The organism is Paenibacillus sp. FSL R5-0908 (assembly GCF_038006245.1).
Lineage (GTDB): Bacteria > Bacillota > Bacilli > Paenibacillales > Paenibacillaceae > Paenibacillus_AQ > Paenibacillus_AQ odorifer.
Genome location: NZ_JBBOUV010000001.1, coordinates 1,164,586 through 1,188,133, shown reverse-complemented (window position 1 = coordinate 1,188,133; position 23,548 = coordinate 1,164,586). Strand labels below are relative to the sequence as shown.

The following is a 23,548-nucleotide window of genomic DNA, read 5'->3' as shown; positions in this document are numbered from 1 at the left end:
CTCAGCCCCTCACTCTTTCCTTCTAAAAAACGGAATTATCATAAATTACTTCTAAATTCTTCTAAGTTCTGGTATTTTTACTATAATTTCAGTCCCTTCCCCTTTCTCACTGCGAAACTCAGTGCATCCCTCCATCGCCTCAATAATCCGAAAGGTTACCATCAGTCCAAGCCCCGTTCCTTTGGTCTTATTGGAGTAATATGGTTCCCCTAACCGAGCCAGCTCATTCCGGTTCATCCCTTCCCCATTATCATGAACACTGATTATTATATGTTTTCCAGACTTCCAGGCTGTGACTTTAATCAGCCCATTGTCCTTTAAAGCTTCAATACTATTTTTGAGAATGTTGATAAACGCTTGCTTGAACTTGGCAGATGATCCAGTAACGTAAAGACCTGGCTGTAAATTTAGTTCAATGACGCCCCCTTGCAGATTCGCTAACGGAGAAAGAATACCCGTCACATGCCTCAACTCTTCGGACACATCAAGCTGCTCTACGGTTTCAAGTCCTGGTTTAGCGAAGGTTAGGAAGTCTGTAATAATGAGCGTAGCTCGATCCAGTTCTGTCACTGCCATTTGCAGATATTCCCGCTCCTTTTGATCTGAACGCTCCCCAAGAATCTGCAGAAACCCCCGGGTAACCTGCAATGGATTTCGTACTTCATGGGCAACCGAAGCTGCCAGCTCACTAATAATCTCCATCTTCTCCGAGCGCTGCAAATCATTATTGAACTTCTCAAGCTGATGGGAATATTCAATAAGCTGTTCATGGTTTCGAGTAAACCTTCTTCCCAGAATGACGATTAAGGCAATTACGAAAATCACCATTCCCCATTTCCACCAATATAATTGATAGGATTGCCCCGATGCATAGAACATGATCAGTTCACTAAGAGACATGAAAGCAAATATTGAGAACCCTGAAGTAAAAATAACAGCATCTACATTGCCACGGTTCGCGTGTATAAACGCTAAGCTGATCAAAAGTATAATTTGCACAATCATAAGGATACCTAGCACACTCGTAGTCATCAATCTATAAAAGTCATCCACCTGATAGGACAGAAGAATATTAATAGCCATTAGGGAAAAACAAAATACAGAATAGACAATTTGAAACTTACGGAATCGTGTAACGATTCTCTTTTTCCCTGGACCAAATATTTTCTCAAAATAAAATGTAAAGGATGGCAAAAGCGTATATAAAGCTACATCAAAGAAAACAAGTACGATCTCTCCATAATCGCCGAGGATTGTCGGCAGGAACGATGAATACGTTACCACTAAGACGCCAATGGATAAAATAATCAGCACCAATAGAAATCCGCCTGAAAAATAGCCTTTTCTCATGAATAGCGAGCAGATCAGCAGTACAATCGCAATAAAAATAAGCGTCGTTCCAATGATCAAATCCATTAAACCCTGCTTTACATAAACAGATAACAGCTCATCGTATTGGCCTACTCTTATTTCGCCGTGGATCCCTAAGTCTTTGCTGCCACCATGGGTCCATAAATATAGCTGTTGTCCTCCAACACTTTTGGACAGAGGAATGAAAATTTTACTGCCATTGAAATTAAAATCTTTTCCGGAATCATATATTAATTCGTTATTTAAATAAGCCTTAACATTATTTCCATATACTTTATCTATGAATAACGCAGATTTATCACTAATTTGTGGTAAAGTAAACCGCAGCCAGGCTGAGGTTGCCCCACTTGGAGTCTCTGGGCTTTTCCCATGAGGCATAACACGAGTCCATTCTTCATCAAGAGCTGCCACAGCTTCTTCAATATGATCTACTTCTATACGTTCAAATTTAATCTCCCAATTGGGCAGCGTAGAGTCTGATGATTCAGCACTCACTATCGCCGTACCAAAAGGAACCATAGCGGTCAGCAGTAGAATTAATAAAAAAGCAGCCGCTATATTGGGCTTTGGCAACTTCATCGTAGCACCTCAGTAATTCATTAGTTGTTTAAACGTTCATATATGCTTCTTAATTTCGACAAGCTTCGCACTATCCCTGCCTAATCTTGTAAATTTTCTCGAAAAAGAACGTTTTTCATCGACTTTTGCTTTCACCCATTTTTTACTAATCCAATATAGACATACCCATTTATTGGATCAGCGATTCGAACATGGTCAAACGGGTAAAGATAAACATAGGAAGTTCAAATTTTATCATAAAAAAGGAGTGAACGGCTATGGATAGTTCACCAAATAAAACTGAAGCTGACTTTGAATATGAACGTTATATACAAGCTGATATGGATGAAGAGGATATTGTTGATGATGACGCAGATCCTGTCTTGGTTGGCGATAAATACTTGGCAGCAGATATTGGTTTAAACTCACCTAAGGATGTAATCGAAAGAGATGAGTTGGTGGAATCCGATGCATATCTAGCCGCTGAAACCGCAGGATTAACCCTAGATGATACGGATCATACTAAAGATGAGGAATTCTTGGAGATGGAAGAAGAAGATCAGCCGCTGGAGGATGTTCCAGATGCAGACGATGTATATCCAAATTCCATTATTGACCCTGCCTCCCCGCCAGTGGATGTTATGCCGGGAACAGACGTTTTGAACGGTTCGCAGGGAGAATAGCAGCTTAATATGAATAAAGCCGCCGGGCTATGAGCCCGGCGGCTTTATGTTGTTTCTAAATAACGACATGCTCATTGAGTTAGCAGTTAACCCTGCATCGTTGTTGGCTGTTCTGCGGGACGAGCAGCGGCGATTTGTGCTTCCAGCTTGCGGGTCTTAACCAATATCGCTGCTACGAGCAGCATCACTCCATTGATTACAAACACCCAGCGAATTGGAATCACCGCGCCTAATAAGCCGCCGATAATCGGTCCAGCCATCGTCGCAAGCTGAGATGCCGCCTGATTCAGGCCAAAGGCCCGTCCACGGAATCCCGGCTCAATTACTTGTACAATCATGGCATTCACTGACGGCAGCACACCTGCATAGAACAGGCCGTAAGCAAAGCGAAGGATAGCGAACTCTACATAGCCCGAAACAAAAAACTGCAAAATATTACCGATGCCGCCCCCGATCAGTCCAATAAATAAGATCATCCCAAAGCCTTTTCGGCTGCCGAGTCTGCCCCACTGCGGAGCCATCAGCACCGTAGCAATCCCCACAGCAGAGAATACTATTCCCGAGCTTAGCGAGGCACTATTTTTGGAGATCCCCATGTCCAGTAGATAAATTGGGATTAACGGTTCCAGGATCATAACGGAGAAGGTACTGATTCCCGCCAGCGAGAGCAAAGTAATAAAGGCACGGTTACTTCTCGCTTCCCTGATATCATCACTTACATGTGACCTTGGAGCCGAACGGTCGAAGTTCTCCTCTTTTGCAAAAAAAGTAGCAATGAGCGCTGAGATAAGTACAATACCCGCTGAGAATAAAAAAGCAATCCGGTTGCTGGTATAATAGCTCACTACACCGCCGATTAATGGCCCAATAATACTACCTGTAGCTCCGGCTGTAGACATAATACTTAAAGCGTACCCCGTCTTATGCTCAGGTGTATTGGTGGCTACCATTGCAATAGCTGCTGGAACAAAACCGGCAAGCAAACCTTGCAGCACACGCACAATCAAAAAAACATAAGGATCATGTACAAAATAATTAATAAGGTATAAAGCTGCCAGACTAAAACCCGAGCGAATAAGCATCGGTTTCCGACCATACTTGTCGGCTAGCGAACCCCAATAGGGAGAGATTAAAGCGCTGGCAAGAAAGGTTATTCCAAAACTCACCCCTGACCAAATCTCCAAATGATTTGAAACCCCAAGTTCGTCGCTCAAAAAAATGGAAAGGAAGGGAATCGAGATCGAATAAGCTGTACTACAAAAGAAAACCCCTACCCAAAGCACGATCAAATTCCGCTTCCACGAAAAGAGCATCCTATGCACATCCTTTCTCGATGTTCTCTTTGGAAACATCCTACCATTGTAAACTTCTTTTTAAGATGTGCCAATCCCAGAAGTCATAACTGACCTTTGCATGTAATAGGACAAAGGAGGTATTATGGGAAGTACCTACGAGATTATTCAATAAAAAGGAGAGATTATTTAGTGAAGTCTACACGAACAAAATCCGCTATTCTTCTGATCATGTTATGCCTGGTCATGGTTATTGCGGCAGGTTGCGGTAACAAGCCAAACAATAACAATGCAAGCAGTAATAATGGAAGCAGCGGATCAGCACCTGGGGAAGGTGCAGCCCCAACTGAAGGCGTTCCTTCAGCTACGGCAAGTCATCCCTTAGTAACCATTGAAATGGAAGACGGGGATATCATCCAAGCTGAGCTATATCCTGAGGTTGCCCCTAACACCGTAAACAATTTCATCTCACTTATTCAAAAAGGATTTTATGATAACACTATATTCCATAGAGTAATTCCTGACTTCATGATTCAAGGCGGCGACCCTGATGGCACAGGTATGGGAGGCCCGGGTTACAGTATCGCCGGAGAATTCTCTGGCAACGGGTTCACCAATAACCTTCTGCATACAGAAGGTGTTCTATCCATGGCAAGATCACAGGCTCCCGACTCTGCCGGTTCCCAGTTCTTTATTATGGATGCAGCTTACCCTAGTCTAGATGGAAGCTATGCCGCTTTTGGTAAAGTAACCGAAGGTATCGAAGCTGTAAAAAGAATTGTGAGCCTGCCTCGTGACGGTTCTGATCGTCCAGATGAGCCACCAGTAATGAAAAAGGTGACTGTCGACACCTTCGGCGTCACTTACCCAGAACCGCAAAAGGTTCAGTAATTAGGAATAAACAGAAACGACGTTACCGTCCTCGAAAGAGGATAAACGTTTCTTACAGAAATAAAAGAACATAAAAAACTCGGCAGTCCCTCCGAAGTTGTAATCGGATGGAGCTTGCCGAGTTTTTTTACAGCTTATCCCCGCAGCGATCTTCTGCTAAGTGCATGTTGACCATTACGCAGAAAGGTGCTGCGGCTATTTCTTAATAGCGCTATCCGGTCCTCTGCAAGCTGGTTCGCAGCGGCATAAGCAGGTATTCCGTTCAAACGGGAAATTTCCATTACGCGGGTAATATTATCGTAAATCTTCGCCACCTGCTTAAAGGCACGTTCCTTATTATAGCCGTTCAGCTCGTCCGCAATGTTAATGACGCCACCTGCATTAATCACGTAATCTGGAGCATATATAATCCCCATCTCATGAAGTGCATCACCATGCGAGGAATCCTTCAGCTGATTATTAGCAGCTCCTGCAATCACTTTCGCCTTGATTACCCGTAAGGATTCATCGTTAATTGTCGCTCCAAGAGCGCAAGGAGCATAAATATCACAATCTACACTGATGATATCGCCTGGATCTACAGCCTTGGCGCCATAGGCCTCTACTGCACGTTGAACGGCTGGTTTATGGATGTCCGTTACGATAAGCTGTGCTCCTTCTTCATGAAGATGTTTGCACAGTGTAAAGGCCACGTTCCCCACACCTTGAACAGCTACCGTCTTCCCTTCGAGTGAATCGCTGCCAAAGGCGGCTTTAGCGGCTGCCTTCATTCCTTGGTAAACACCGTAAGCCGTTGCTGGTGACGGATTGCCCGAAGAACCGTACGTAGGTGAGGTGCCAGTAACATAATCTGTCTCTTGATAAATAATGTTCATGTCCTCTTCCGTAGTCCCTACATCTTCAGCAGTTATGTACCGTCCATTTAAACCTTGTATGTATCTTCCGAAAGCACGGAACATGGCTTCATTTTTATCCTTCTTGGGATCTCCAATGATTACTGTTTTCCCACCACCCAAATTCAGGCCGGATACTGCATTTTTATAGGTCATCCCTTTTGCTAATCGAAGCGCATCAACAATAGCTTCCTCTTCCGTAGCGTAGGTCCACATCCGTGTTCCACCCAGTGCTGGTCCCAGTGTCGTGTCATGAATCGCGATGATCGCCTTTAATCCCGACGCCTTATCCTGACAAAATAATAATTCCTCATAGTCGTCCCGTTCCAATGCTGCAAACAATTCCATTTCCAATATCCCCTATCCCTTTGTCATATTCCTCATGCTGGTTCAAAGTTCATGCAATTTGGAAGAGAATCAGTTGGATCCCCTCCCAAAATATTGTAGCAGAATACGCCGTAAAACAAAAAGAACTCATGTCACCATCTTAACTACTGATGGGGCATGAGCTCTTTTTATCCAATCTACTCTCATAGACAACTGTCAAAATGCTTTACAGTTTAGCAATCGTCTCTGTAAGTACCGGTACGATTTGCGATTTACGGGATACTACACCTTTAAGAAGGGCTTTATTGTCATCAAGCTTCACGTTGTACGCCTGTTCTACTGCACCTGCAACACGGCCCAGAGCCAGCCCCACCGAATCGTTGTTTAGAATATCTGTAACTACGAACAGGAACAGATCCAATTCTTTTTCAGCAATAATGGAAGTCAGTGCAGTTTCCAGTTCAGCCTGCTTGGAGAGTACATCATTAACGTCAACCGCGTTCACTTGGGCGATTTCTACTTTGTATTCACCCATTTTGAATTCCTTAGCATCCAAGGAGATCAGTTGAGCGATACTCTTGTCGCTAAGATCAGCACCAGCCTTCAGCATATCGAGACCGTAGCTTTCTGCATTTACACCAGCGATTTCAGCCAATTCACGTGCTGCAGCTACATCTTCAGCGGTGCAGGTTGGAGATTTAAACAGCAAGGAATCAGAAATGATTGCAGACAACATCAATCCGGCGATGTTTTTAGGGATAGCTACACCGTTTTCTTTATACATTTTGTTAAGAATAGTAGCAGTACAGCCTACTGGCTCAGCACGGTAGTATAACGGATGTGCAGTCTCAAAATTAGCGATCCGGTGATGGTCGATAACTTCAACTACACGCACTTGATCAATGTCATTCGCACTTTGTTGGCGTTCATTATGGTCAACAAGAATAACCTGATTAGCTTCTCCAGCTACGTTCTCTACCAGACGAGGAGCCTCTACTCCGAAATGATCAAGCGCAAATTGCGTTTCACCACTAACGTCTCCCAGACGAACTGGCTCAGCATCCCAGCCTAATTCTTTTTTGAGTGCTGCATAAGCAATTGCAGAACAAATAGTATCCGTATCCGGATTTTTGTGTCCAAAGACCAATGTTTTTTCCATTTCCAATCTCCTTACTATGTTTTAGTGAGATTAATATACCATACATTGATAGCGGCTTCCAGATTGTGCGTGCTGAAAAAATGGTTTAGCCTCTCCCACCTACGGTTGTTCACGTCTGGTCTTTGGAAGCGGATCTGGTTTGGACTCACCATGCAGCGGTTCATTATCGGAAAAAAGATCAGGATTCTCTTTTAGCATCAGGCTTAAAATATCCGTCGTTTCTACTGTTCCACACACTCTAACTAGCGCATCCCCGAAATTCCCCTTACGCATGGCACCGCCTTCCTCAAGCTCGCGTTCCACTTTCCAAAAATGCTCCGACCAAGAGAGACCACAATGTCTGCGAGAAGGCACCATGATTTCATCGCCACCCGGCGTCACCGTATATAATTCCTCATGACTATCCGTCATTCTGCCCGGAATATCCACCCACTCTTCAATACCGTGAATGAACGTATTCCGCCGCAGATCGACGCCCAGCAGTACTATTTCCGCCTTCCGATCAAGCAGCTTGCCCCACACTGAACCACGGGCGCATGGCGTATCCCAACGTTCATCCCCTGCAGTAAACGCCTCAGCATCAACACCCAAAGCCGCTACAGAATGAGTCGGATGCCAAGAGCGAACAACGCCCGGACGTTTTCTGAACAGCTCCGGTAATATCCCAACACAAGATGGGGAATCTTGAACAGAGAAGCGTGGATTATCCGCATTAATATAAGCCCATGTATGCGTTGGCAAAACAAGCAGCCCGTCCTTCATATATTCACTGAGTGCATCCAGCACCGTGTTCGCGCCTCCTTCTACTTCGCCAACACTTTTTAAAGAGGAATGAACTAGAATGGTCCCCCGCGGATCAATCTCTAACTCCTGTAATTGTTTCATCAAGCTTGTTGTTGTGTGCACTATACTCTCTCCTTATGTATGAATTAAATTTCATGAAACATTAATATCCACTTGCAAAAGTTACTTATTACTATTAAAATTATAGTAACTTAATAATATTCACTTGAAATTCTATCGATATATTAACAATAAATTAAAATAATCCACAAACCCAAAGCATTTACACGGAGGTAACTATCATGAGTTTAACGTTAAAAGGACTTCACCATGTCTCAGCTATTACAGGCAAAGCACAAGAGAACTTTAAGTTCTATACAGAGGTACTTGGACTGCGTCTCATTAAAAAAACAGTAAATCAGGATGATATTTCAGTGTACCATTTATTCTATGGAGATGAGAAGGGTAATCCCGGAACCGAATTAACCTTTTTCGAGCTTCCGATGGCAGGCCGCAACCGTGAGGGAAATAACAGCATCTCCGCGCTCTCCCTTCGAGTGCCAAGCGATGCCGCACTTACCTACTGGGAGCAACGCTTCACCGAGCTTAACGTGGAGCATGGGACGATACAGGTACTTGGTGGACGCCAGACTTTATCCTTCCGCGATCACGAGAGCCAACGTTTCATTCTCGTATCCGACGAAAATGATACCGGTGTTGCCGGCGGTACTCCTTGGGCTAAAAGCCCAGTACCTGCCCAATATGGCATTATAGGCTTAGGACCCGCACATCTCACAGTAGAAAGCGCAGAACATACTGCGGTAGTGCTAGAGCAGCTGCTTGGCTTCCGCCGTATAGGAACCTACTCTTCAACAGTTGCCGGTCAGCCAGATGTGCTCGTATTCCAGACTGGTGAAGGCGGTTCAGGTGCTGAGGTTCATCTGGAGGAACGCAATGATCTGGAGCAAGAGCATTTGGGACGTGGCGGGGTACATCACATCGCATTCCGCGTTGATAATGAAGACGAATTGAAGCAATGGATTGAACACATCCGCCAGGCGCAGCTTCCTAATTCCGGTTTTGTCGACCGCTTCTACTTCCGTTCCCTCTATTTCCGCGAGCCTAACGGCATCCTTTTTGAGTTAGCAACAGACGGACCAGGCTTTGCTACAGATGAGCCTATGGAAAGTTTAGGTGAATCGCTTGCGCTGCCGCCATTTCTGGAATCGAAACGCCAGCAAATCGAGGCGTATCTGAAGCCGCTGGATACTCGGCAATAAACCTCTTTCAGTTACTAAATAAAAGGTGTGAGGCGCTTATGCGCTCACACCTTATTTTTTTATTGAAGGTTAGTAGCTTTCCCTACAATATCTATTAGCTCCGACAGGTTTCGGATTTCGTATTTTGGCTGAACGCTGGACTCATTAATCTTACCGAGCGGGTTAAACCAGCAGGTATCAATTCCATAATTAATTCCGCCTTGAATATCAGAGGTTAAGGAGTCACCCACAATCAATACTTTTTCCTTATCTTCAATCCCCAATTTGGCAAAAGAGTAATCAAAAATCCCTGTCTCTGGCTTCTGACACCCTGCCTCCTCTGAGATAATGATCTGCTCAAATGTATCACTTAGCAGCGAGCCTTGGATTCTGGAAGTTTGCACATCCTTGATTCCATTCGTGATAATCGCCAAGCGGCAATCTGCAAGCTCTCCGCATAGCTCGATCGCTCCCTGCATCAGAAAGGTTCCTTCGCCTAAGAAACGTAGATAGGCCTCACTGAATGTTTCAGGATCAAGCTCAAGCGCATGTGCAGCAAACAACCGGTTAAACCGCTCTACCCGCAGCGCCGCAGATGAAATCCTTCCTTGTTCTAAATCCCTCCACAATGCGTGGTTAATCTCTTGATAACTGGCAGCATAATCTGCTGCACCTGTGGGCATCCCAAAGTGTAGAAAGGCATTAGACAACGCGTGACTTTCTGCCATTCCATAATCAAACAACGTATCGTCGGCATCAAATAAAATAACATCGTATTTCATAAATATCCCCCAAAGGCTTTTCTCAACAAGGTACTACAGCGTTGCTGGCAAGTCAACTTCACACCCCTCACGACAAAATTTTACTTTTTTAAGGTAGATTTAATCGATCTGTGGTATTTTAAAAAGAAAACGGTGGTGAGCGTCATTTTATACGTTTTATCATTTCTAATGTCATTTCTTATCGTCTACTTTCTAATTCCGCCGCTCGGCAAGCTTGCTTTTCGGCTTGATTTTGTGGACAAGCCTCGGCAGGACGTTGAGCGTAAAATTCATAGAGAGCCCATTCCGCTAACGGCCAGCTACGCCATATTTCTCGGTTTTTTTATTACTTATCTGGTGTTCGCGCGTGATTTCTCCATGGAGACTGTCGCATTATTTGTAGGTGGCGTACTGTTGCTGACCATAGGCACGGTGGATGATTGGTACAAAACGAAGGGCAAAGATTTCCCAGCCCTGCCCAAGTTAATTGTACAAGTTAGCGCAGCGATCCTGGTTTATGCTTCTGGCAACGCCTTTACCGGATTCTACAATCCATTCTCAGGCGATTATATCGTTTTGCCTGTCATTCTATCGTTTCTGCTGACGATTATCTGGATCTTCGGTGTAACCACAGTTATTAATTTCTCGGATGGCATGGACGGTCTGGCTGGTGCCTTGACGGCCATTTCGGCGATTACGTTATTTGTTGTAGCACTGGCAAAGGGGCAATCCTCATCTGCCATTATGGCTATTTCACTGATTGGCGTTACGCTTGCTTATCTGCGCTACAATAAACCGCCCGCCAAAATCTTTATGGGCGACGCCGGGGCAACCTTTCTCGGCTTCATCCTAGCGGTAATTGCACTCGACGGCGCGTTCAAGCAAGCCACCGTCCTGTCGCTGTTCATTCCGATTCTGGCGCTGGGCGTACCGATCTTCGACAACATTTTTGTCGTAGTCAAACGTTTCATCCAAGGCAAGTCCATTTATCAAGCCGATGCCACCCAGGCTCATTACCGCCTGCTTCGGGCAGGCCTGAACCAGAAGCAGGTCGTTGCCGTGCTTTGCCTGATTAGTGTTTGCCTATCCTTATCCTCTATCATTCTGCTGCTGATTGAGACCTAATGCTTTAGGGACTAAGGGCACGTCTCATATACTGAGACTGCCCTTTAAAGTTATAAAAAGAGCAAGATTCCGATATGGAATCTTGCTCTTTTTGTGTTGGAGGGTATTCTAGAGTAGCGAGAGATAGCTAAGATGCGATAGTTTGCCAGAGCTTGCGGGGTCTACGGGATCCGCAGAGATCCACAGAGTTCCACAGCGAACTCTCCAACCTTTATCCTTACGGACTCAGGCGCCGTTATTCGTGGATTTGCGGCCATTTAGTGGTGTTTTCGGACTCCAAAGACGCTATCTCACCAAACCAGACGCATTTCCAGTCAATTTCCACCCAATAGCTGCATTGGTGTCCGATAGCACGCAAACTACAGTGATTTGTTACTTTTAGCGACTCCTGTGTCCTTTAGCACCATTTACAGCGTTACTGCTCAGTCTTTCTAACCTACACTCTGCTGCTGGTTGGAACAGTTGCGATCTACGGTGATCTACGGGATCTACGGGATCTGCGGGATCTGCGGGATCTGCGGGATCTGCGGGATCTGCGGGATCTGCGGGATCTGCGGGATCTGCGGGATCTGCGGGATCTACGGGGTCTATGGGGTCTACGGATCTACACCGTAATCTGCGCCAACTTCCCAGCTTTTACCCTTGCGGACTCAGGCGCCGTTATTCGTGGATTTGCGGCCATTTAGTGGTGTTTTCGGACTCCAGAGACGCTATCTACCCAAAATGGTCTCATATTCAGTCAATTTCCACCCAATAGCTGCATTGGTGTCCGATAGCGCACAAATTAGAGTGATTTGTTACTTTTAGCGACTCCTGTGTCCTTTAGCACCCTAACTCCGAATACATCAATCACCCATCGTTCTCTTGCGTAAACTCGGCTAATCTTCGATAAATTCCAACGATCTCTTCCTTCGGCATTCTAACTAATCCACTTGAAGAGGGTGCAACAAATTCACGGACACCATCTACCTTCGGAGGCACGTCCCCTTGAAATCCCCAGTTAGCTTTTGTTCTGCGACTAAACTCTGTATACACACCCTTACCTACAAAACAGGCGACTTGAGGCCGATATTTCTCCAGCTTGGAGCGAAGCAATTCCCGACCCTCCTGGTATTCTTCACGAGTAATATCGTCGATTCCCCGTGTGGGACGGGCAACAATATTTGTAAACCCATAGCCCAGCTTAAGCAAGTTCCCATCCTCAGACGCATCATACAACCGGGGAGTAAGTCCAGACTGATGTAATATTCTCCAAAAATTATTCCGCGGATTGGCGTAATGATGTCCTACCTCGCCAGAACGGATACTAGGATTGAACCCAATAAATACAATCTGTAATCCGTGATCTAAGTGATCTGGAATTTCATCCATGTTATTATGCCTCCTAACCAAACGTCGATCTAGTTCAACTTACAGGTGTATACACCTTAAGACAAGAAGGCGGTATATGAACTGCCAACCATACCTTATTACCCGCATTATAAAAGGTTACACCCATTTGACCCGCTCTAATCGTATCAACAGTTAACAATATCAATTTCCCTCTGCGACTTCCGGCTAAACTGGCAAAATGAGTCCCTTCAGACAAATGAACATACTGCCGTCCCATCGATTGAAGCCCCTCTTCCAAAATCACAGTAAGCACACCAGCATGAGTTCCGTGAAAAAGTACAGCAGGCGGAGTCCCCGGCTCATAAGTGATTTTTGTATGGCTATGCCCGTACCGGGCTTTGATCCGGTCATCAACGATTTCCAATCGTTGCTTGTCGCAACCTGCGACCACTTGCCGAATATCTCCCACAGTCACCTCTGACCATCTAGGAGTGCTTACAATAACAGACAGCAAATCATCCAACCTACAGGAACCATCCTCTGGATCCAAAATAAGACCATATTGCTCCGGGGTATGCCGAAGCAGCTTAGTCATAAATTTACTTAACGACACTTCCGCTGTATTGCTTAACATTATATTTCCACCTCAATTTTTCCTATTTATATTATTCTACAGTAAAGGATCTGCCGAAGCAGACTCCAGAGGCATTACAGCAATCACACATCCATGTATTACCTCTTAATATGCAAAAAAAGACCATGGACTCTATCGTCCATGGTCGGGCTTCACCTAAATACAGAACTCCTTACCAGTTAATACAGCGATGTTATTTTAACGGAAACGAATATACTGGTTCAGAGGCTGACCTGAAAGGTCCATTTCATCCTTATCCTATCTCCAAAAGCATAATCCAACTATCCAGTTTATGTCAACCAGTAGTCTTTTATCTGTAATCTTTTATCTGTAATCTTTTACTTACTTCTTAACTCATTTCAGCAATACTTTCAATTCGGGCGTCATATCTGATTCTTTTAACATTACGAAATCGCTATAACCCTCTTTGTACATCAACTTCACAATGTAGTTACCATTCTCAACACCATAATGGAAATGATGGTCCAAAATATCTGTTAATAATGTCTTATCCTTCGTAACAGCCGTACGATTCTTTTCACGTGCAAGCACTACTCTTTGTTCAGGACTAGTAGGGTTCTTAGGTGTTTGCTCGTCCATATAATCATCTTTTATAATCTCTGCCGATTGGATATCTTCAGCTGTTATTCGTATTTTATCGGCATAACCTTTTTCATTCATCCATTTCTCTAACTCATGAAAAGATGACTTCCACGGATAATAATAACCATAATCTGTAGAAACTTGATTACTGTTCTCTTTTGCCTTCACCTCCACTTGGATATTAGCCACATCAGGTTTTCCGTCCTTATCTATCTGTACTTCGTAGGACATATTCGAAATTTCGCGTTTGATAATCTCCTTTAGCTCTGAAATTTCCCCGGGATCAGAGATGGCTACTTTTTTATTCCTGTTAGTAACCCACATAAAATCCAGATCTTTGTCTAAGAGAGCTAAATCATACTTTTCATACTTGTAAGCTTCAGTATCCTTAACCGCCTTGAGCTCTGATTCAAACCCCTTATTAGGGATCCAGTATTCCCTCACTAGCTTGTCGCCGTTCTCCAATTGATAAGCCAGAGTAAAATATTCATAAACGTATTGTTGTGAGGTAAGTTCTGGACGTACTGCAACTACTGTTTGATGAAGTTTATGGACAGCTTCTATATAATCTTTATCATCGGAAAAAGGGTTCTGCCCCATGAAGGGTGTAGTGTACAAATCATCCGTTGGGGTATACAACCGGTAGTTAGCTCCCATATATACACCGCTAATCTTATCACCGGAAGGCACTCTTGCTTCATACCCCGTAACACTTGATACCGGGATATACAGAAGTAACCCTATCATTACCGCATAAACTGCAAACTCAGCTACCATTTTACGCGTCATAATCTGCCATGTTTTCCGAATAATCATTTCTGCGGCAACATAACCAATAATGGCTCCGATGGCATATCCACTAATCACCCAGCCCATTTGCTGTTGCTTCATTTGTGCAAAATAATTTCCGGAAATAAGCATAGTACATAACATAACCCCTGCTTTAAACAGTGGATTGAAATATCCAAAAGCAATAGCCTGACCCGCTTTTTCCGTATTACGTTTTCGATATAAAAGGTAAGATAATCCAATAAATAGAAGTGCCAATACCCCATAAATCCATAATTCTGTATTGGTGAAGGGTTTGCCGGTAAAATAATACACGATATGAACAAACGGAGACCAGACTTGCAAACTAGAATCACTGAAGTTTACATTTGCATTTGCATATCCATAAAGATACATGACTAAATGGCTATTGATTAATGAGATCAGTACAACAGGAAGAATAAGCAAAATATAAATGATAATTCCCTGAAGAATAGATTGGCCCGTACATATTCCCACAAAAACACTAAAACAGAAGAGGAACAAAGTCAGAATACTAACTGTGATACACCATTGCCAAATATCTGCACCTTGAAAAATATAAAAATTCCCACTCCATGGCTTAACAACGGCAACCACCCCAGCAGTTAACCAAACAGGCAGCAACAGTAAGGTAAGTCCACTCGTCAGATGAACTGTAAATAAATGATCTCTGCGTAAAGGCAGGCTATGCCAAAGATCTGCGGGTGATTTTGCCTGAAGGTATCGGAATAAGAATAGTCCTGCGGCAACTGGGATTGTAATGATAAACAAGGCTTGCACACTACCAGCTATGCGAAATAAATGATCAATTTCCTGCGGTTTTGCATCCGGATTGTTGCTCATGAAGAGCTGTAATGGAAGAGCGAATAATAAGCCGAGTGCATATATAATCCCTATCCAGCCATGCTGGCGGAAGTTCTGGCGAAAAACACTGCTATTAAAGTAGTAATGGCTGCGCGTCATATCCGACATCCCCCATTTCATAAATAAAGATCTCTTCTAACGTTAATGGAAGCAAATCGAATACGTATGGCTCGTACACCTGAAAAGCCGCTTTGATCCGTTCACGATCCCCTTTTACAATATATAGGTTCACACTTCCCCGGCGCTCTTGATGCAGAACTTGTAACTTGGCAGCTAACGGAATCTCATGCCGTTCATCCCGAAACGCCACTTGAATCTTATGTGTATCCGCCTTAAGATCATCCAGATCCTTCTCAATCAACATCTTCCCACCATGCATAATCCCGACATGATCGCACAGATCTTCAATCTCACGAAGGTTATGGGAAGAAATGATTACCGTCAACTTGCGTTCAGCAACCTCCTGAAATAGCAGGTTTTTGATTTGACGCCGCATCACTGGATCTAATCCGTCAATCGGTTCATCCATAATCAGCACATCCGGCATACAGCTTAAACATAACCAGAATGACGCTTGCCGCTGCATCCCTTTGGAGAAACGACTGAGCTTGCGCTTTTTATCGAGCTGAAATACGGTTCCCAAATCTTCAAAACGCTTCTGATTCCAGCTCGGATAAATCGAGCGATAGAAGGCCGCCATTTGCAGCATGGTGGATTGTGGGAAAAAGTAAGGAGCATCCGGCATAAAAATAACCCGTTGCTTAGTTGTCGGGTGTTCGAATACTGCTTCACCATCCACCTGTACGGTCCCCTTATCTGGAGAGTAGATGCCCGCCAATGTTTTGAGCAGCGTAGTTTTGCCCGCGCCATTAGAGCCAAGCAGCCCATAAATTGTTCCTTTATGTACCGTTAAAGAGATATCGTCGACTGCCTTCTCGCCTTGAAATAACTTGCTGACTCCTCGAATCTCAATCATCACTCTTCCCTCCTTCTCTTTGCTTCTCCACTTGTTGGTACAAAGAACTAATCTCAGCTGCGGTGAACCCAAGGTATACCGCCTCCGCCATCAGCCTCAGCAACTCATTCCGGACTTCCGCTTTTTTAATCGCATTTTGTTCTTTTTTCATCGGGGCTACAAAACTTCCTTTCCCCTGTAGTGAGTAGATATACCCCTCACGTTCCAATTCACGATAAGCCTTCTGAATCGTATTGGGATTCACGGTTAGCTGCTGGGATAACGTCCTTACAGAAGGTAGTTGTTCATCCGTCTGCAAAATACCATGCAGAATCATCTCCTTGACCTTATCGGTCAGCTGCTCATAAATCGGCTTCCGACTACGAACGTCCAGTTCAAACATAACCCTCCTCCTTCCACTATCTTGCATTAAATCCATTTTGGTGTGTATTAACTGTACTACTATTATTAATACAGTTTGATTTATATGTCAACAAAAAACCCCCAAGATTATCCTTTGGGGATCTATCTATCCCTTGTTATTAATCAAGATTACGTACGATCGCACCGAGCCACGTTTGTCTCACGGGGATTTCGGACCCAGATGACGCTATTCGCACATTTCCCGCCTTTTGAGCGAAGTTTCGGACTCCAGTGCAACTATCGCCTAGAAAGGCGCTCATTTCCGGCGTTTTTCACACCAATAGTGGCTTTGAGGTCCGTTACTACTCCAAATGACGCTGATTCCTGCTTTTAAGGTCATCTGAGTCCGACAGCGCCGAGCCAACCTCATCCCCCGTGGATTTCGGACCCAGATGATGCTATTCGCACATTTTCCGCCTTTTGAGCGAAGTTTCGGACTCCAGTGCAACTATCGCCTAGAAAGGTGCTCATTTTGTGCGTTTTTCACACCAATAGCGACTTTGAGGTCCGTTACAACTCCAAATGATGCTGATTCCTGCTTTTAAGGTCATCTGAGTCCGATCGCACCGAGCCAACCTCATCCCCCGTGGATTTCGGACCCAGATGACGCTATTCGCACATTTTCCGCCTTTTGAGCGAAGTTTCGGACTCCAGTGCAACTATCGCCTAGAAAGGTGCTCATTTTGGGCGTTTTTCACACCAATAGCGACTTTGAGGTCCGTTACTACTCCAAATGACGCTGTTTCCCGCTTATAAGGTCATCTGAGTCCGATCGCACCGAGCCACCTTTGTCTCCCGGGGCATTCGGACTCAAATGACGCTGATTCCCGCTTTTAAGGTCATCTGAGTCCGATCGCGCCGAGCCACCTTTGTCTCCCGGGGCTTTCGGACTCAAATGACGCTGATTCCCGCTTTTAAGGTCATCTGAGTCCGACAGCGCCGAGTCGCCTTTGTCTCCCGGGGCATTCGGACCCAGATGACGCTATTCCCACATTTTCCGCCTTTTGAGCGAAGTTTCGGACTCCAGTGCAGCTATTGCCTAGAAAGGCGCTTATTTCCGAGCATCCGCTACACCGAACCTCCTAAATAAACGCAAAAAAAAGAGACGTCCCTAAGCCATTTTGGCTTTGGAGACGTCCCTTTGAGTATTAGTGACTGTAATTAAGCATACCAGCCCCATACGAAGATGAAGAGCGTACCGAATATCGTAACTAAACCAACGAATAAGGCATAGGCGATATTGATGTAAAGTTCTTTCTTGGTATCTGCTGATTCACCAATATGCATGAACAGGAAGAGCTGCAAGGAAGCCTGAATGAGGGCTGTAACAAGCAGGATCGCCATGTTCGCAGTGTTGGATAGATCAAGGTAGATTACAGCAAGTGCAGCCACAGAAAGGACAAGAGAGGCTAAGAAACCCATCACATGGCGAATTGGAAACAATTGCTTCATCATGCTACATCAGTCCTTTCAGATAGACGAAGCTGAAAATAAAGATCCAGACAACGTCCAAGAAATGCCAGTACAGCGAGAAGATAAAGGATTTATTGGCCGTAGCCGGATTAATACCTTGACGCTTCAACTGGATTAGAATAGCCGCACCCCACAGGAACCCGAACGATACGTGAGCTCCGTGTGTTCCCAGCAGTACAAAGAGACTGGATAGGAAACCACTGGTTTGAAGTGTAGCCCCTTCGTGAACATAAGTGACAAACTCCGTGATTTCAATACCAAGGAAGCCGAGACCCATTAGAAGGGTTAGTCCGAAAAAGACCATCATGGCTTTTTGGTAACCATGCCGCATGGCATGAACTGCAAGACCAATCGTGAACGAACTTGTCAGCAGCAGCAATGTTTCGATCATCACTGGACCAATTTCGAAAAGATCCGGCCCGCTAGGGCCGCTGGCAAAACGGTCTACCATTACAAAGTAAACAGTGAACAATGTAGCGAACAGTGCAATCTCCGCTCCTAGAAAAACCCAGAAGCCAAAGATTTTATTACTATTCTCTTCTGTTGAGTATTCAAGCGGCTTAGACGCATCTATTTTCATACTGTCTCACCCCGCAATTTCTTTTCAGTAGCAATAACTTCTTCTGCTGGGATGTAGAATCCGTGATCCCGATCAAAGGACATAGCAGCTAGAACAATGAGGATACCTACTCCAGAGAGGATCGCTGGAATCCAAAGACTGAAGACCAGAGAGAACCCTGCGATGAAGAAGATAACACCCAGAATAAATGGTTTTCCTGTGTTGCTAGGCATATGAATCTTAGTAATCTTATCTTCAAAAAGCGGCACTTTATCTTGCTTAGCAGACCAGTAAGCATCGCGTGTTTTTACATTTGGAACCACTGCGAAGTTGTAAGCTGGAATCGGGCTTTTCGTTGCCCATTCCAAAGTACGTGCATCCCACGGATCTCCATCAGTATCTCTTGGTTCGTAACGAGTACTCCAGTAAATGTTATAAACCAGGATTACAAATCCAATAGCGAGACCAATCGCACCTACGAATGAGACCATACTCAGCGGGCCAAATCCGGTATCCGCAGAATAGGTGTATTGTCGGCGGGTCATGCCCTTAAGTCCGAGAATAAACAGCGGGAAGAACGATACGTTAAAGGAAATGATAATCCACCAGAAGGCATGCTTGCCAAGACGTTCATTCAGACGGAAACCGAATACTTTAGGGAACCAGTAATGGAACCCTGCGATAACGGCGAAAACCGCACCTGGAATAAGAACGTAGTGGAAATGGGCAACCAGGAACATCGTATTATGGTACTGGTAATCGGCACTGGCCATAGCCAGCATGACACCTGTTACCCCACCAATCGTAAAGATCGGAATAAAGGCCAGGGTGTATAGCATAGGTGTCGTAAAGGTTATTCGCCCTTTTCGTAAGGTGAATAGCCAGTTAAATATTTTCACACCTGTTGGTACGGCAATGGCCATGGTTGTAATCGAGAAGAAGCTGTTAACCATAGCGCCTTGACCCATTGTATAGAAATGGTGAGCCCATACTAGGAAGGACAAGAGGGAAATGATCAACATACTGAATACCATGGATGTATATCCATACAGGTTCTTTTTAGAGAAGGTGGCGATAATTTCACTATAAATACCGAATGCCGGTAAGACAACGATATATACTTCAGGGTGACCCCATACCCAGAACAGGTTGGCCCATAACATATCCATACCGCCATTGGCCATCGTAAAGAATTGAGAGCCGAACAACCGGTCGAACATCATCAACGCAAGTGCTACCGTAAGCACAGGGAAGGCAAATACGATAATTACGTTGGTGATCAATACGGACCAAGTAAACATCGGCATTTTCATCAACTTCATGCCTGGTGCACGCATTTTCAGAATCGTTACAATAAAGTTAACGCCTGTGATAAGCGTACCAATACCTGAAATTTGTAGTGCGAGCGAGTAATAGTTATTACCCACCGTTGGACTGAACTCTAGACTTGCTAGCGGGAAATATGCGGACCAACCAGCATCTGGCGATCCCCCGATAACGAACGAAATGTTAAGCAGCATAGCTCCAAAGAAGAAGAGCCAGAAGCTGACAGCGTTCAGACGCGGGAAGGCAACGTCTCTAGCGCCGATTTGCAGCGGAACGATAACATTCATCAGACCGATAATAAACGGCATGGCCATAAAAAGGATCATAATCAAACCGTGTGTTGTAAATACCTCGTTGTAATGCTGTGCGTCAAGAAATTTCATGTCCGGGGCTGCTGTTTGCAGCTTCATCATAATAGCGTCAACGCCGCCGCGGAAAAGCATAAGCAATGCAGCGAGGATATACATAATCCCAATACGTTTGTGGTCAACAGTAGTCAACCATTCGCGCCATAAATATCCCCATTTTTTAAAATAGGTCAGGCCGACGATAATCCCGATTGTAGCCAGAACAATACTTGCCATAGCTCCGTATATCAGGGGTTCGCCGTGGACCTTAAATTTATCCCAATCCATTAGGAATCGCTCCTTTCAAGTTGTTCAATTAACATTGACTAGTGTCCGTCATGTGTTGTGCTCTCTTCTAATGGAGAACTAGGTGTCGGCTCATCCAGTTCTGGATTAGGCTCGGTGTTGAATTCCGTCTCGCTGGATGGTGCTGGAGTCGGGTGAATTTCTTTATTATCCTGATGCTCCATACTTCCGTTATCCGTATCCATTTCAGTGCCGCCATTACTCATATGGTCACCATGGCTTCCCGGAGGCGGGCTAAAGGATAAGTGAGTATTCGTATACGTTTTACGTCCGACATGTTCCATTTCCAAAAGACCTTTAAATTCATCTTCCGTCAGTGGACCCGCCGTTTCTTTAACGTCTTTCACCCATTCCTGATAGTCCTTATCTGTCATCGCAAGTGTTTCAAACTCCATGTGGGCGAAGCCCTTACCATTAAAGTTCGCATTTCTTCCGACATAAGAACCTACAGTATCAGCTGAAAGATGCAGGGTTGTGATCATGTCGCTCATCGCGTATTTTTGTCCTCCCAATTGTGGGATCCAAAGACTTGAGATCGTACCGAAAGAATACAATCTGAACTCTACAGCGCGGTGAACTGGAATGTTAACGTAGTTTACTGTTTCGATACCTTCTTCTGGATAGCTAAAATGCCATTTCCAGTTAGAGGAGGAAGCATAGATTACAAGCGGTTTCTGATCTTTATAATCCGCTGCAACATTTTCTACATCTACTGTTGTTTTGACGGTGACTACGGAGAGGAATGCCACGATAATAATCGGAATGGTAATCCAGATAGCCTCCAGCCATTTGTTTCCTTCCTCGTGAGGAGGAATATAATCTTCGTTGCTTTTTTTGGCACGGTATTTCAGAAGCACGAAGACATATAAGATGTAGACAACTGCCAGAACACCGAGCATCATAACAATGGAGAGAATGATCGTGTCAGATAAAGTTCTTGCAGCCGGCCCCTTCGGATTCAGAACAGCGATTGAACTGCATCCTGGCAAGAGTAAAATTAGGCTGAGAAATAAAGCGTATAACGGTCCCTTTTTGTTCATGCTTAAGCTCCTTCCTTCAATACTTCTTTTATTAACCCTCAACATTAACCTTTATATATAGTAAGAATTTATGGGGAAGAAAGCAAAAGACTTATTTTTCCATTTAGCCTAAAAAAGACCTTAATAATGGCGAACAAGTTAAATATGTGTGATCAATTTGTTACAAGTTTCTAATAGTATGATAAAGATCACTGTAACGGCGCTGTTTATGGGTTGAAAAATTCCGTTCAAACTTTGTTCAATAGTTTACTAAAGTTGCTAATTTGGACACATCTATTTTGCGCAAAACGGGGTTATTTTAACCATTTTTGTTGATGTGTCAGTATTTAGCCGGAGTTACGTGCTTTTTATGATTGTGGTTGAAATCACAGTTAACTTCTAAAAGGTAACAAATTATTCTGCTGGGGGTTACAATCTCTCAAATTTCATTCTATCAATGTATGATAAGGTAATAGACAAATATACATAGATAGGAGATTTTTGACGATGTCTTTAAAGAAAGTATGGCTATTATTAATCGTATTATTCATAGGTTCCGGATCAATACGAGCGATAGATTCAGTGAATGCAGCAGGTGCAGGCTCCCTTAGGTTAGGTGTGAACGATAAGTTAACAACTATTGAAGCCGTTTCGGTAAAAGATACCTATTACGTTCCTCTACGTGATCTGTCACAGGAACTTAAGTTAACGCTAACTGGAGTGAGCGATGGGATAAAAGTTACAGGTCAGAACAGATCAATCAAACTGCTGAATGATCATGCAACAGCTACTCTAAGCGATGGAAAGACCATATCCATGAGTACATTTTTGAAAAACGGAAAAACAATGGTTCCACTGAAATTGACCTCTTATCTTGGTTTTGGAATTTCCTTTAAAGCAGATCAATATTTATTGCGTGTAAAAGATGGCTCGGCCACATTAGATGATGCATCATTTGTAAGTAAGTTTAAAAAGGAATTGAAGCCAACCGCAACTCCTGGAACTTCTACGCCAACTGTTGGGAAGCAAGGTAAGAGCGTATACCTCACCTTTGATGATGGGCCAATGGCTACAACTTCTACATTGCTTGATATTTTGGCAAAATATGATGCGAAGGCAACTTTTTTCATGATTGGACCGAATATGAACCAGCATACTGCGCAAGTGAAACGGATTGCGAATGAAGGGCATGGTCTCGCATTGCATGGAATGACGCACCGGAAAGAGAAGTTTTATGCTTCACCTGCGGCTGCGCTGGGAGAGATGGATAACGATAACGCCATTTTGAAAAAGATTACAGGTCAAAGCACTACACTGATTCGTCCTCCTTATGGAAGTAAGCCTTATTTCACAAAGGCCTTTAGAGATAAAGTGCTGGCTCAAGGTTATCATCTATGGGATTGGAACGTGGACTCAGAGGATTGGAAATACAAGGATGCTAGTGCGACGATCTATAATTCGGTAATGAATCAGGTTCATAAGCTGCAGAAATCACAGACCAATCCAGTGATTCTGATGCATGATCAAAAGGCTACACTTAAAGTACTTCCGCGTATCTTAGAGTCATTGAAAAAAGAAGGCTATACATTCCACGTCATTAGCTCAGATCTGAAACCTCTGAATTTTTGGAAGGATACACGCTGAGTTTTTCAAAAAAATCAAGAGGGAATCCCAACAGCTGTGAACTAGCTGCTGGGATTCCCTCTTTTTTCAGGTCTTGATCTAAACACTAATTTTTGTTTAATCCAACCACATTCATGCTCCCGAATTTTTCTATCGGACCCACATGACCTTA

The 23,548-nt window shown here is 44.1% G+C and carries 20 protein-coding genes; 5 read left to right on the top strand and 15 right to left on the bottom strand.

The annotated features are described in order from the left end of the window. Positions 1-51: 51 nt before the first annotated feature. Complete coding sequence (locus tag MKZ09_RS05275; protein ID WP_076207325.1) at positions 52-1,950, bottom strand: sensor histidine kinase; 1,899 nt, start codon at positions 1,948-1,950, stop codon at positions 52-54. A gap of 257 nt (positions 1,951-2,207) precedes the next feature. Here MKZ09_RS05275 and MKZ09_RS05270 point away from each other — a divergent pair, with 257 nt between their 5' ends. Next, positions 2,208-2,612, top strand: a complete 405-nt coding sequence (locus MKZ09_RS05270) for a hypothetical protein (RefSeq protein WP_076137144.1) — start codon at positions 2,208-2,210, stop codon at positions 2,610-2,612. A gap of 86 nt (positions 2,613-2,698) precedes the next feature. On the opposite strand, the gene MKZ09_RS05265 is transcribed toward MKZ09_RS05270, so the two are convergent. Next, positions 2,699-3,925 (bottom strand): MFS transporter, encoded by a 1,227-nt coding sequence (locus MKZ09_RS05265; protein WP_076207323.1) that lies wholly within the window; start codon positions 3,923-3,925, stop codon positions 2,699-2,701. Between the two features lie 210 nt (positions 3,926-4,135). Between MKZ09_RS05265 and MKZ09_RS05260 the strand changes: the two genes are divergently transcribed. After that, entirely contained in the window at positions 4,136-4,795 is a 660-nt protein-coding gene (locus MKZ09_RS05260) for a peptidylprolyl isomerase (protein ID WP_051491160.1), read from the top strand. A 134-nt stretch (positions 4,796-4,929) separates the two neighbouring features. Here MKZ09_RS05260 and MKZ09_RS05255 read toward each other — a convergent pair whose 3' ends face one another. The 3 genes from MKZ09_RS05255 to MKZ09_RS05245 form a co-directional block, all read right to left on the bottom strand. Further along, positions 4,930-6,036: a Glu/Leu/Phe/Val family dehydrogenase gene (locus tag MKZ09_RS05255; protein ID WP_076207321.1), complete on the bottom strand. Its 1,107-nt coding sequence runs from the start codon at positions 6,034-6,036 to the stop codon at positions 4,930-4,932. A 205-nt stretch (positions 6,037-6,241) separates the two neighbouring features. Continuing rightward, positions 6,242-7,174 carry a manganese-dependent inorganic pyrophosphatase gene (locus MKZ09_RS05250; protein ID WP_076207318.1) on the bottom strand — a complete coding sequence of 311 codons (933 nt, stop codon included), beginning with the start codon at positions 7,172-7,174 and terminating at the stop codon, positions 6,242-6,244. A 99-nt stretch (positions 7,175-7,273) separates the two neighbouring features. Then, positions 7,274-8,080 (bottom strand): AAC(3) family N-acetyltransferase, encoded by an 807-nt coding sequence (locus MKZ09_RS05245; protein WP_052096796.1) that lies wholly within the window; start codon positions 8,078-8,080, stop codon positions 7,274-7,276. Between the two features lie 179 nt (positions 8,081-8,259). Here MKZ09_RS05245 and MKZ09_RS05240 point away from each other — a divergent pair, with 179 nt between their 5' ends. Then, positions 8,260-9,237 (top strand): ring-cleaving dioxygenase, encoded by a 978-nt coding sequence (locus MKZ09_RS05240; RefSeq protein ID WP_076137136.1) that lies wholly within the window; start codon positions 8,260-8,262, stop codon positions 9,235-9,237. 59 nt (positions 9,238-9,296) lie between these two features. Here MKZ09_RS05240 and MKZ09_RS05235 read toward each other — a convergent pair whose 3' ends face one another. Beyond that, entirely contained in the window at positions 9,297-9,998 is a 702-nt protein-coding gene (locus tag MKZ09_RS05235) for a YjjG family noncanonical pyrimidine nucleotidase (protein ID WP_076207315.1), read from the bottom strand. A gap of 168 nt (positions 9,999-10,166) precedes the next feature. Here MKZ09_RS05235 and MKZ09_RS05230 point away from each other — a divergent pair, with 168 nt between their 5' ends. Further along, positions 10,167-11,102, top strand: coding sequence for an MraY family glycosyltransferase (locus MKZ09_RS05230; protein ID WP_076137133.1), 936 nt, complete (start codon positions 10,167-10,169; stop codon positions 11,100-11,102). An 849-nt stretch (positions 11,103-11,951) separates the two neighbouring features. Here the strand turns inward: MKZ09_RS05230 and MKZ09_RS05225 are convergent. The 9 genes from MKZ09_RS05225 to qoxA all read right to left on the bottom strand — a co-directional run bounded on the left by MKZ09_RS05225 (position 11,952) and on the right by qoxA (position 21,774). Further along, positions 11,952-12,473: a mismatch-specific DNA-glycosylase gene (locus tag MKZ09_RS05225; protein ID WP_076207313.1), complete on the bottom strand. Its 522-nt coding sequence runs from the start codon at positions 12,471-12,473 to the stop codon at positions 11,952-11,954. Between the two features lie 34 nt (positions 12,474-12,507). Beyond that, the gene (locus MKZ09_RS05220) at positions 12,508-13,068 is read right to left on the bottom strand and encodes an RNA 2'-phosphotransferase (RefSeq protein ID WP_076207310.1); all 561 of its coding nucleotides are present in this window, start codon (positions 13,066-13,068) and stop codon (positions 12,508-12,510) included. 354 nt (positions 13,069-13,422) lie between these two features. Then, positions 13,423-15,465: a hypothetical protein gene (locus MKZ09_RS05215; protein WP_143767368.1), complete on the bottom strand. Its 2,043-nt coding sequence runs from the start codon at positions 15,463-15,465 to the stop codon at positions 13,423-13,425. After that, positions 15,419-16,321, bottom strand: coding sequence for an ABC transporter ATP-binding protein (locus tag MKZ09_RS05210; RefSeq protein WP_076207306.1), 903 nt, complete (start codon positions 16,319-16,321; stop codon positions 15,419-15,421). Before MKZ09_RS05210 ends, MKZ09_RS05215 begins: the two co-directional genes overlap by 47 nt. Further along, positions 16,314-16,703, bottom strand: coding sequence for a GntR family transcriptional regulator (locus tag MKZ09_RS05205; RefSeq protein WP_036680827.1), 390 nt, complete (start codon positions 16,701-16,703; stop codon positions 16,314-16,316). Before MKZ09_RS05205 ends, MKZ09_RS05210 begins: the two co-directional genes overlap by 8 nt. A gap of 1,181 nt (positions 16,704-17,884) precedes the next feature. Continuing rightward, entirely contained in the window at positions 17,885-18,175 is a 291-nt protein-coding gene (qoxD, locus tag MKZ09_RS05200) for a cytochrome aa3 quinol oxidase subunit IV (RefSeq protein WP_036680878.1), read from the bottom strand. Positions 18,176-18,179: 4 nt separating this feature from the next. Beyond that, on the bottom strand, positions 18,180-18,776 hold the full coding sequence (qoxC, locus tag MKZ09_RS05195) for a cytochrome aa3 quinol oxidase subunit III (protein WP_042124373.1): 597 nt from the start codon (positions 18,774-18,776) through the stop codon (positions 18,180-18,182). Next, a complete protein-coding gene (gene qoxB / locus MKZ09_RS05190) occupies positions 18,773-20,716 on the bottom strand; it encodes a cytochrome aa3 quinol oxidase subunit I (RefSeq protein ID WP_036680823.1) in 1,944 nt (647 codons plus the stop codon). Before qoxB ends, qoxC begins: the two co-directional genes overlap by 4 nt. 38 nt (positions 20,717-20,754) lie before the next feature. Then, on the bottom strand, positions 20,755-21,774 hold the full coding sequence (qoxA, locus tag MKZ09_RS05185) for a cytochrome aa3 quinol oxidase subunit II (protein WP_036680822.1): 1,020 nt from the start codon (positions 21,772-21,774) through the stop codon (positions 20,755-20,757). Between the two features lie 486 nt (positions 21,775-22,260). Here qoxA and MKZ09_RS05180 point away from each other — a divergent pair, with 486 nt between their 5' ends. Beyond that, positions 22,261-23,397 (top strand): polysaccharide deacetylase, encoded by a 1,137-nt coding sequence (locus tag MKZ09_RS05180; protein ID WP_076208740.1) that lies wholly within the window; start codon positions 22,261-22,263, stop codon positions 23,395-23,397. Positions 23,398-23,548 lie beyond the last annotated feature (151 nt).

What these genes read in the sequence shown, in the direction of transcription:
- MKZ09_RS05275 (WP_076207325.1), bottom strand. Translation starts at nt 1,950, where the DNA reads ATGAAGTTGCCAAAGCCCAATATAGCGGCTGCTTTTTTATTAATTCTA.
- MKZ09_RS05270 (WP_076137144.1), top strand. Translation starts at nt 2,208, where the DNA reads ATGGATAGTTCACCAAATAAAACTGAAGCTGACTTTGAATATGAACGT.
- MKZ09_RS05265 (WP_076207323.1), bottom strand. Translation starts at nt 3,925, where the DNA reads ATGCTCTTTTCGTGGAAGCGGAATTTGATCGTGCTTTGGGTAGGGGTT.
- MKZ09_RS05260 (WP_051491160.1), top strand. Translation starts at nt 4,136, where the DNA reads ATGTTATGCCTGGTCATGGTTATTGCGGCAGGTTGCGGTAACAAGCCA.
- MKZ09_RS05255 (WP_076207321.1), bottom strand. Translation starts at nt 6,036, where the DNA reads ATGGAATTGTTTGCAGCATTGGAACGGGACGACTATGAGGAATTATTA.
- MKZ09_RS05250 (WP_076207318.1), bottom strand. Translation starts at nt 7,174, where the DNA reads ATGGAAAAAACATTGGTCTTTGGACACAAAAATCCGGATACGGATACT.
- MKZ09_RS05240 (WP_076137136.1), top strand. Translation starts at nt 8,260, where the DNA reads ATGAGTTTAACGTTAAAAGGACTTCACCATGTCTCAGCTATTACAGGC.
- MKZ09_RS05235 (WP_076207315.1), bottom strand. Translation starts at nt 9,998, where the DNA reads ATGAAATACGATGTTATTTTATTTGATGCCGACGATACGTTGTTTGAT.
- MKZ09_RS05230 (WP_076137133.1), top strand. Translation starts at nt 10,167, where the DNA reads ATGTCATTTCTTATCGTCTACTTTCTAATTCCGCCGCTCGGCAAGCTT.
- MKZ09_RS05225 (WP_076207313.1), bottom strand. Translation starts at nt 12,473, where the DNA reads ATGGATGAAATTCCAGATCACTTAGATCACGGATTACAGATTGTATTT.
- MKZ09_RS05220 (WP_076207310.1), bottom strand. Translation starts at nt 13,068, where the DNA reads ATGTTAAGCAATACAGCGGAAGTGTCGTTAAGTAAATTTATGACTAAG.
- MKZ09_RS05215 (WP_143767368.1), bottom strand. Translation starts at nt 15,465, where the DNA reads ATGAAATGGGGGATGTCGGATATGACGCGCAGCCATTACTACTTTAAT.
- MKZ09_RS05210 (WP_076207306.1), bottom strand. Translation starts at nt 16,321, where the DNA reads ATGATTGAGATTCGAGGAGTCAGCAAGTTATTTCAAGGCGAGAAGGCA.
- MKZ09_RS05205 (WP_036680827.1), bottom strand. Translation starts at nt 16,703, where the DNA reads ATGTTTGAACTGGACGTTCGTAGTCGGAAGCCGATTTATGAGCAGCTG.
- qoxD (WP_036680878.1), bottom strand. Translation starts at nt 18,175, where the DNA reads ATGAAGCAATTGTTTCCAATTCGCCATGTGATGGGTTTCTTAGCCTCT.
- qoxC (WP_042124373.1), bottom strand. Translation starts at nt 18,776, where the DNA reads ATGAAAATAGATGCGTCTAAGCCGCTTGAATACTCAACAGAAGAGAAT.
- qoxB (WP_036680823.1), bottom strand. Translation starts at nt 20,716, where the DNA reads ATGGATTGGGATAAATTTAAGGTCCACGGCGAACCCCTGATATACGGA.
- qoxA (WP_036680822.1), bottom strand. Translation starts at nt 21,774, where the DNA reads ATGAACAAAAAGGGACCGTTATACGCTTTATTTCTCAGCCTAATTTTA.
- MKZ09_RS05180 (WP_076208740.1), top strand. Translation starts at nt 22,261, where the DNA reads ATGTCTTTAAAGAAAGTATGGCTATTATTAATCGTATTATTCATAGGT.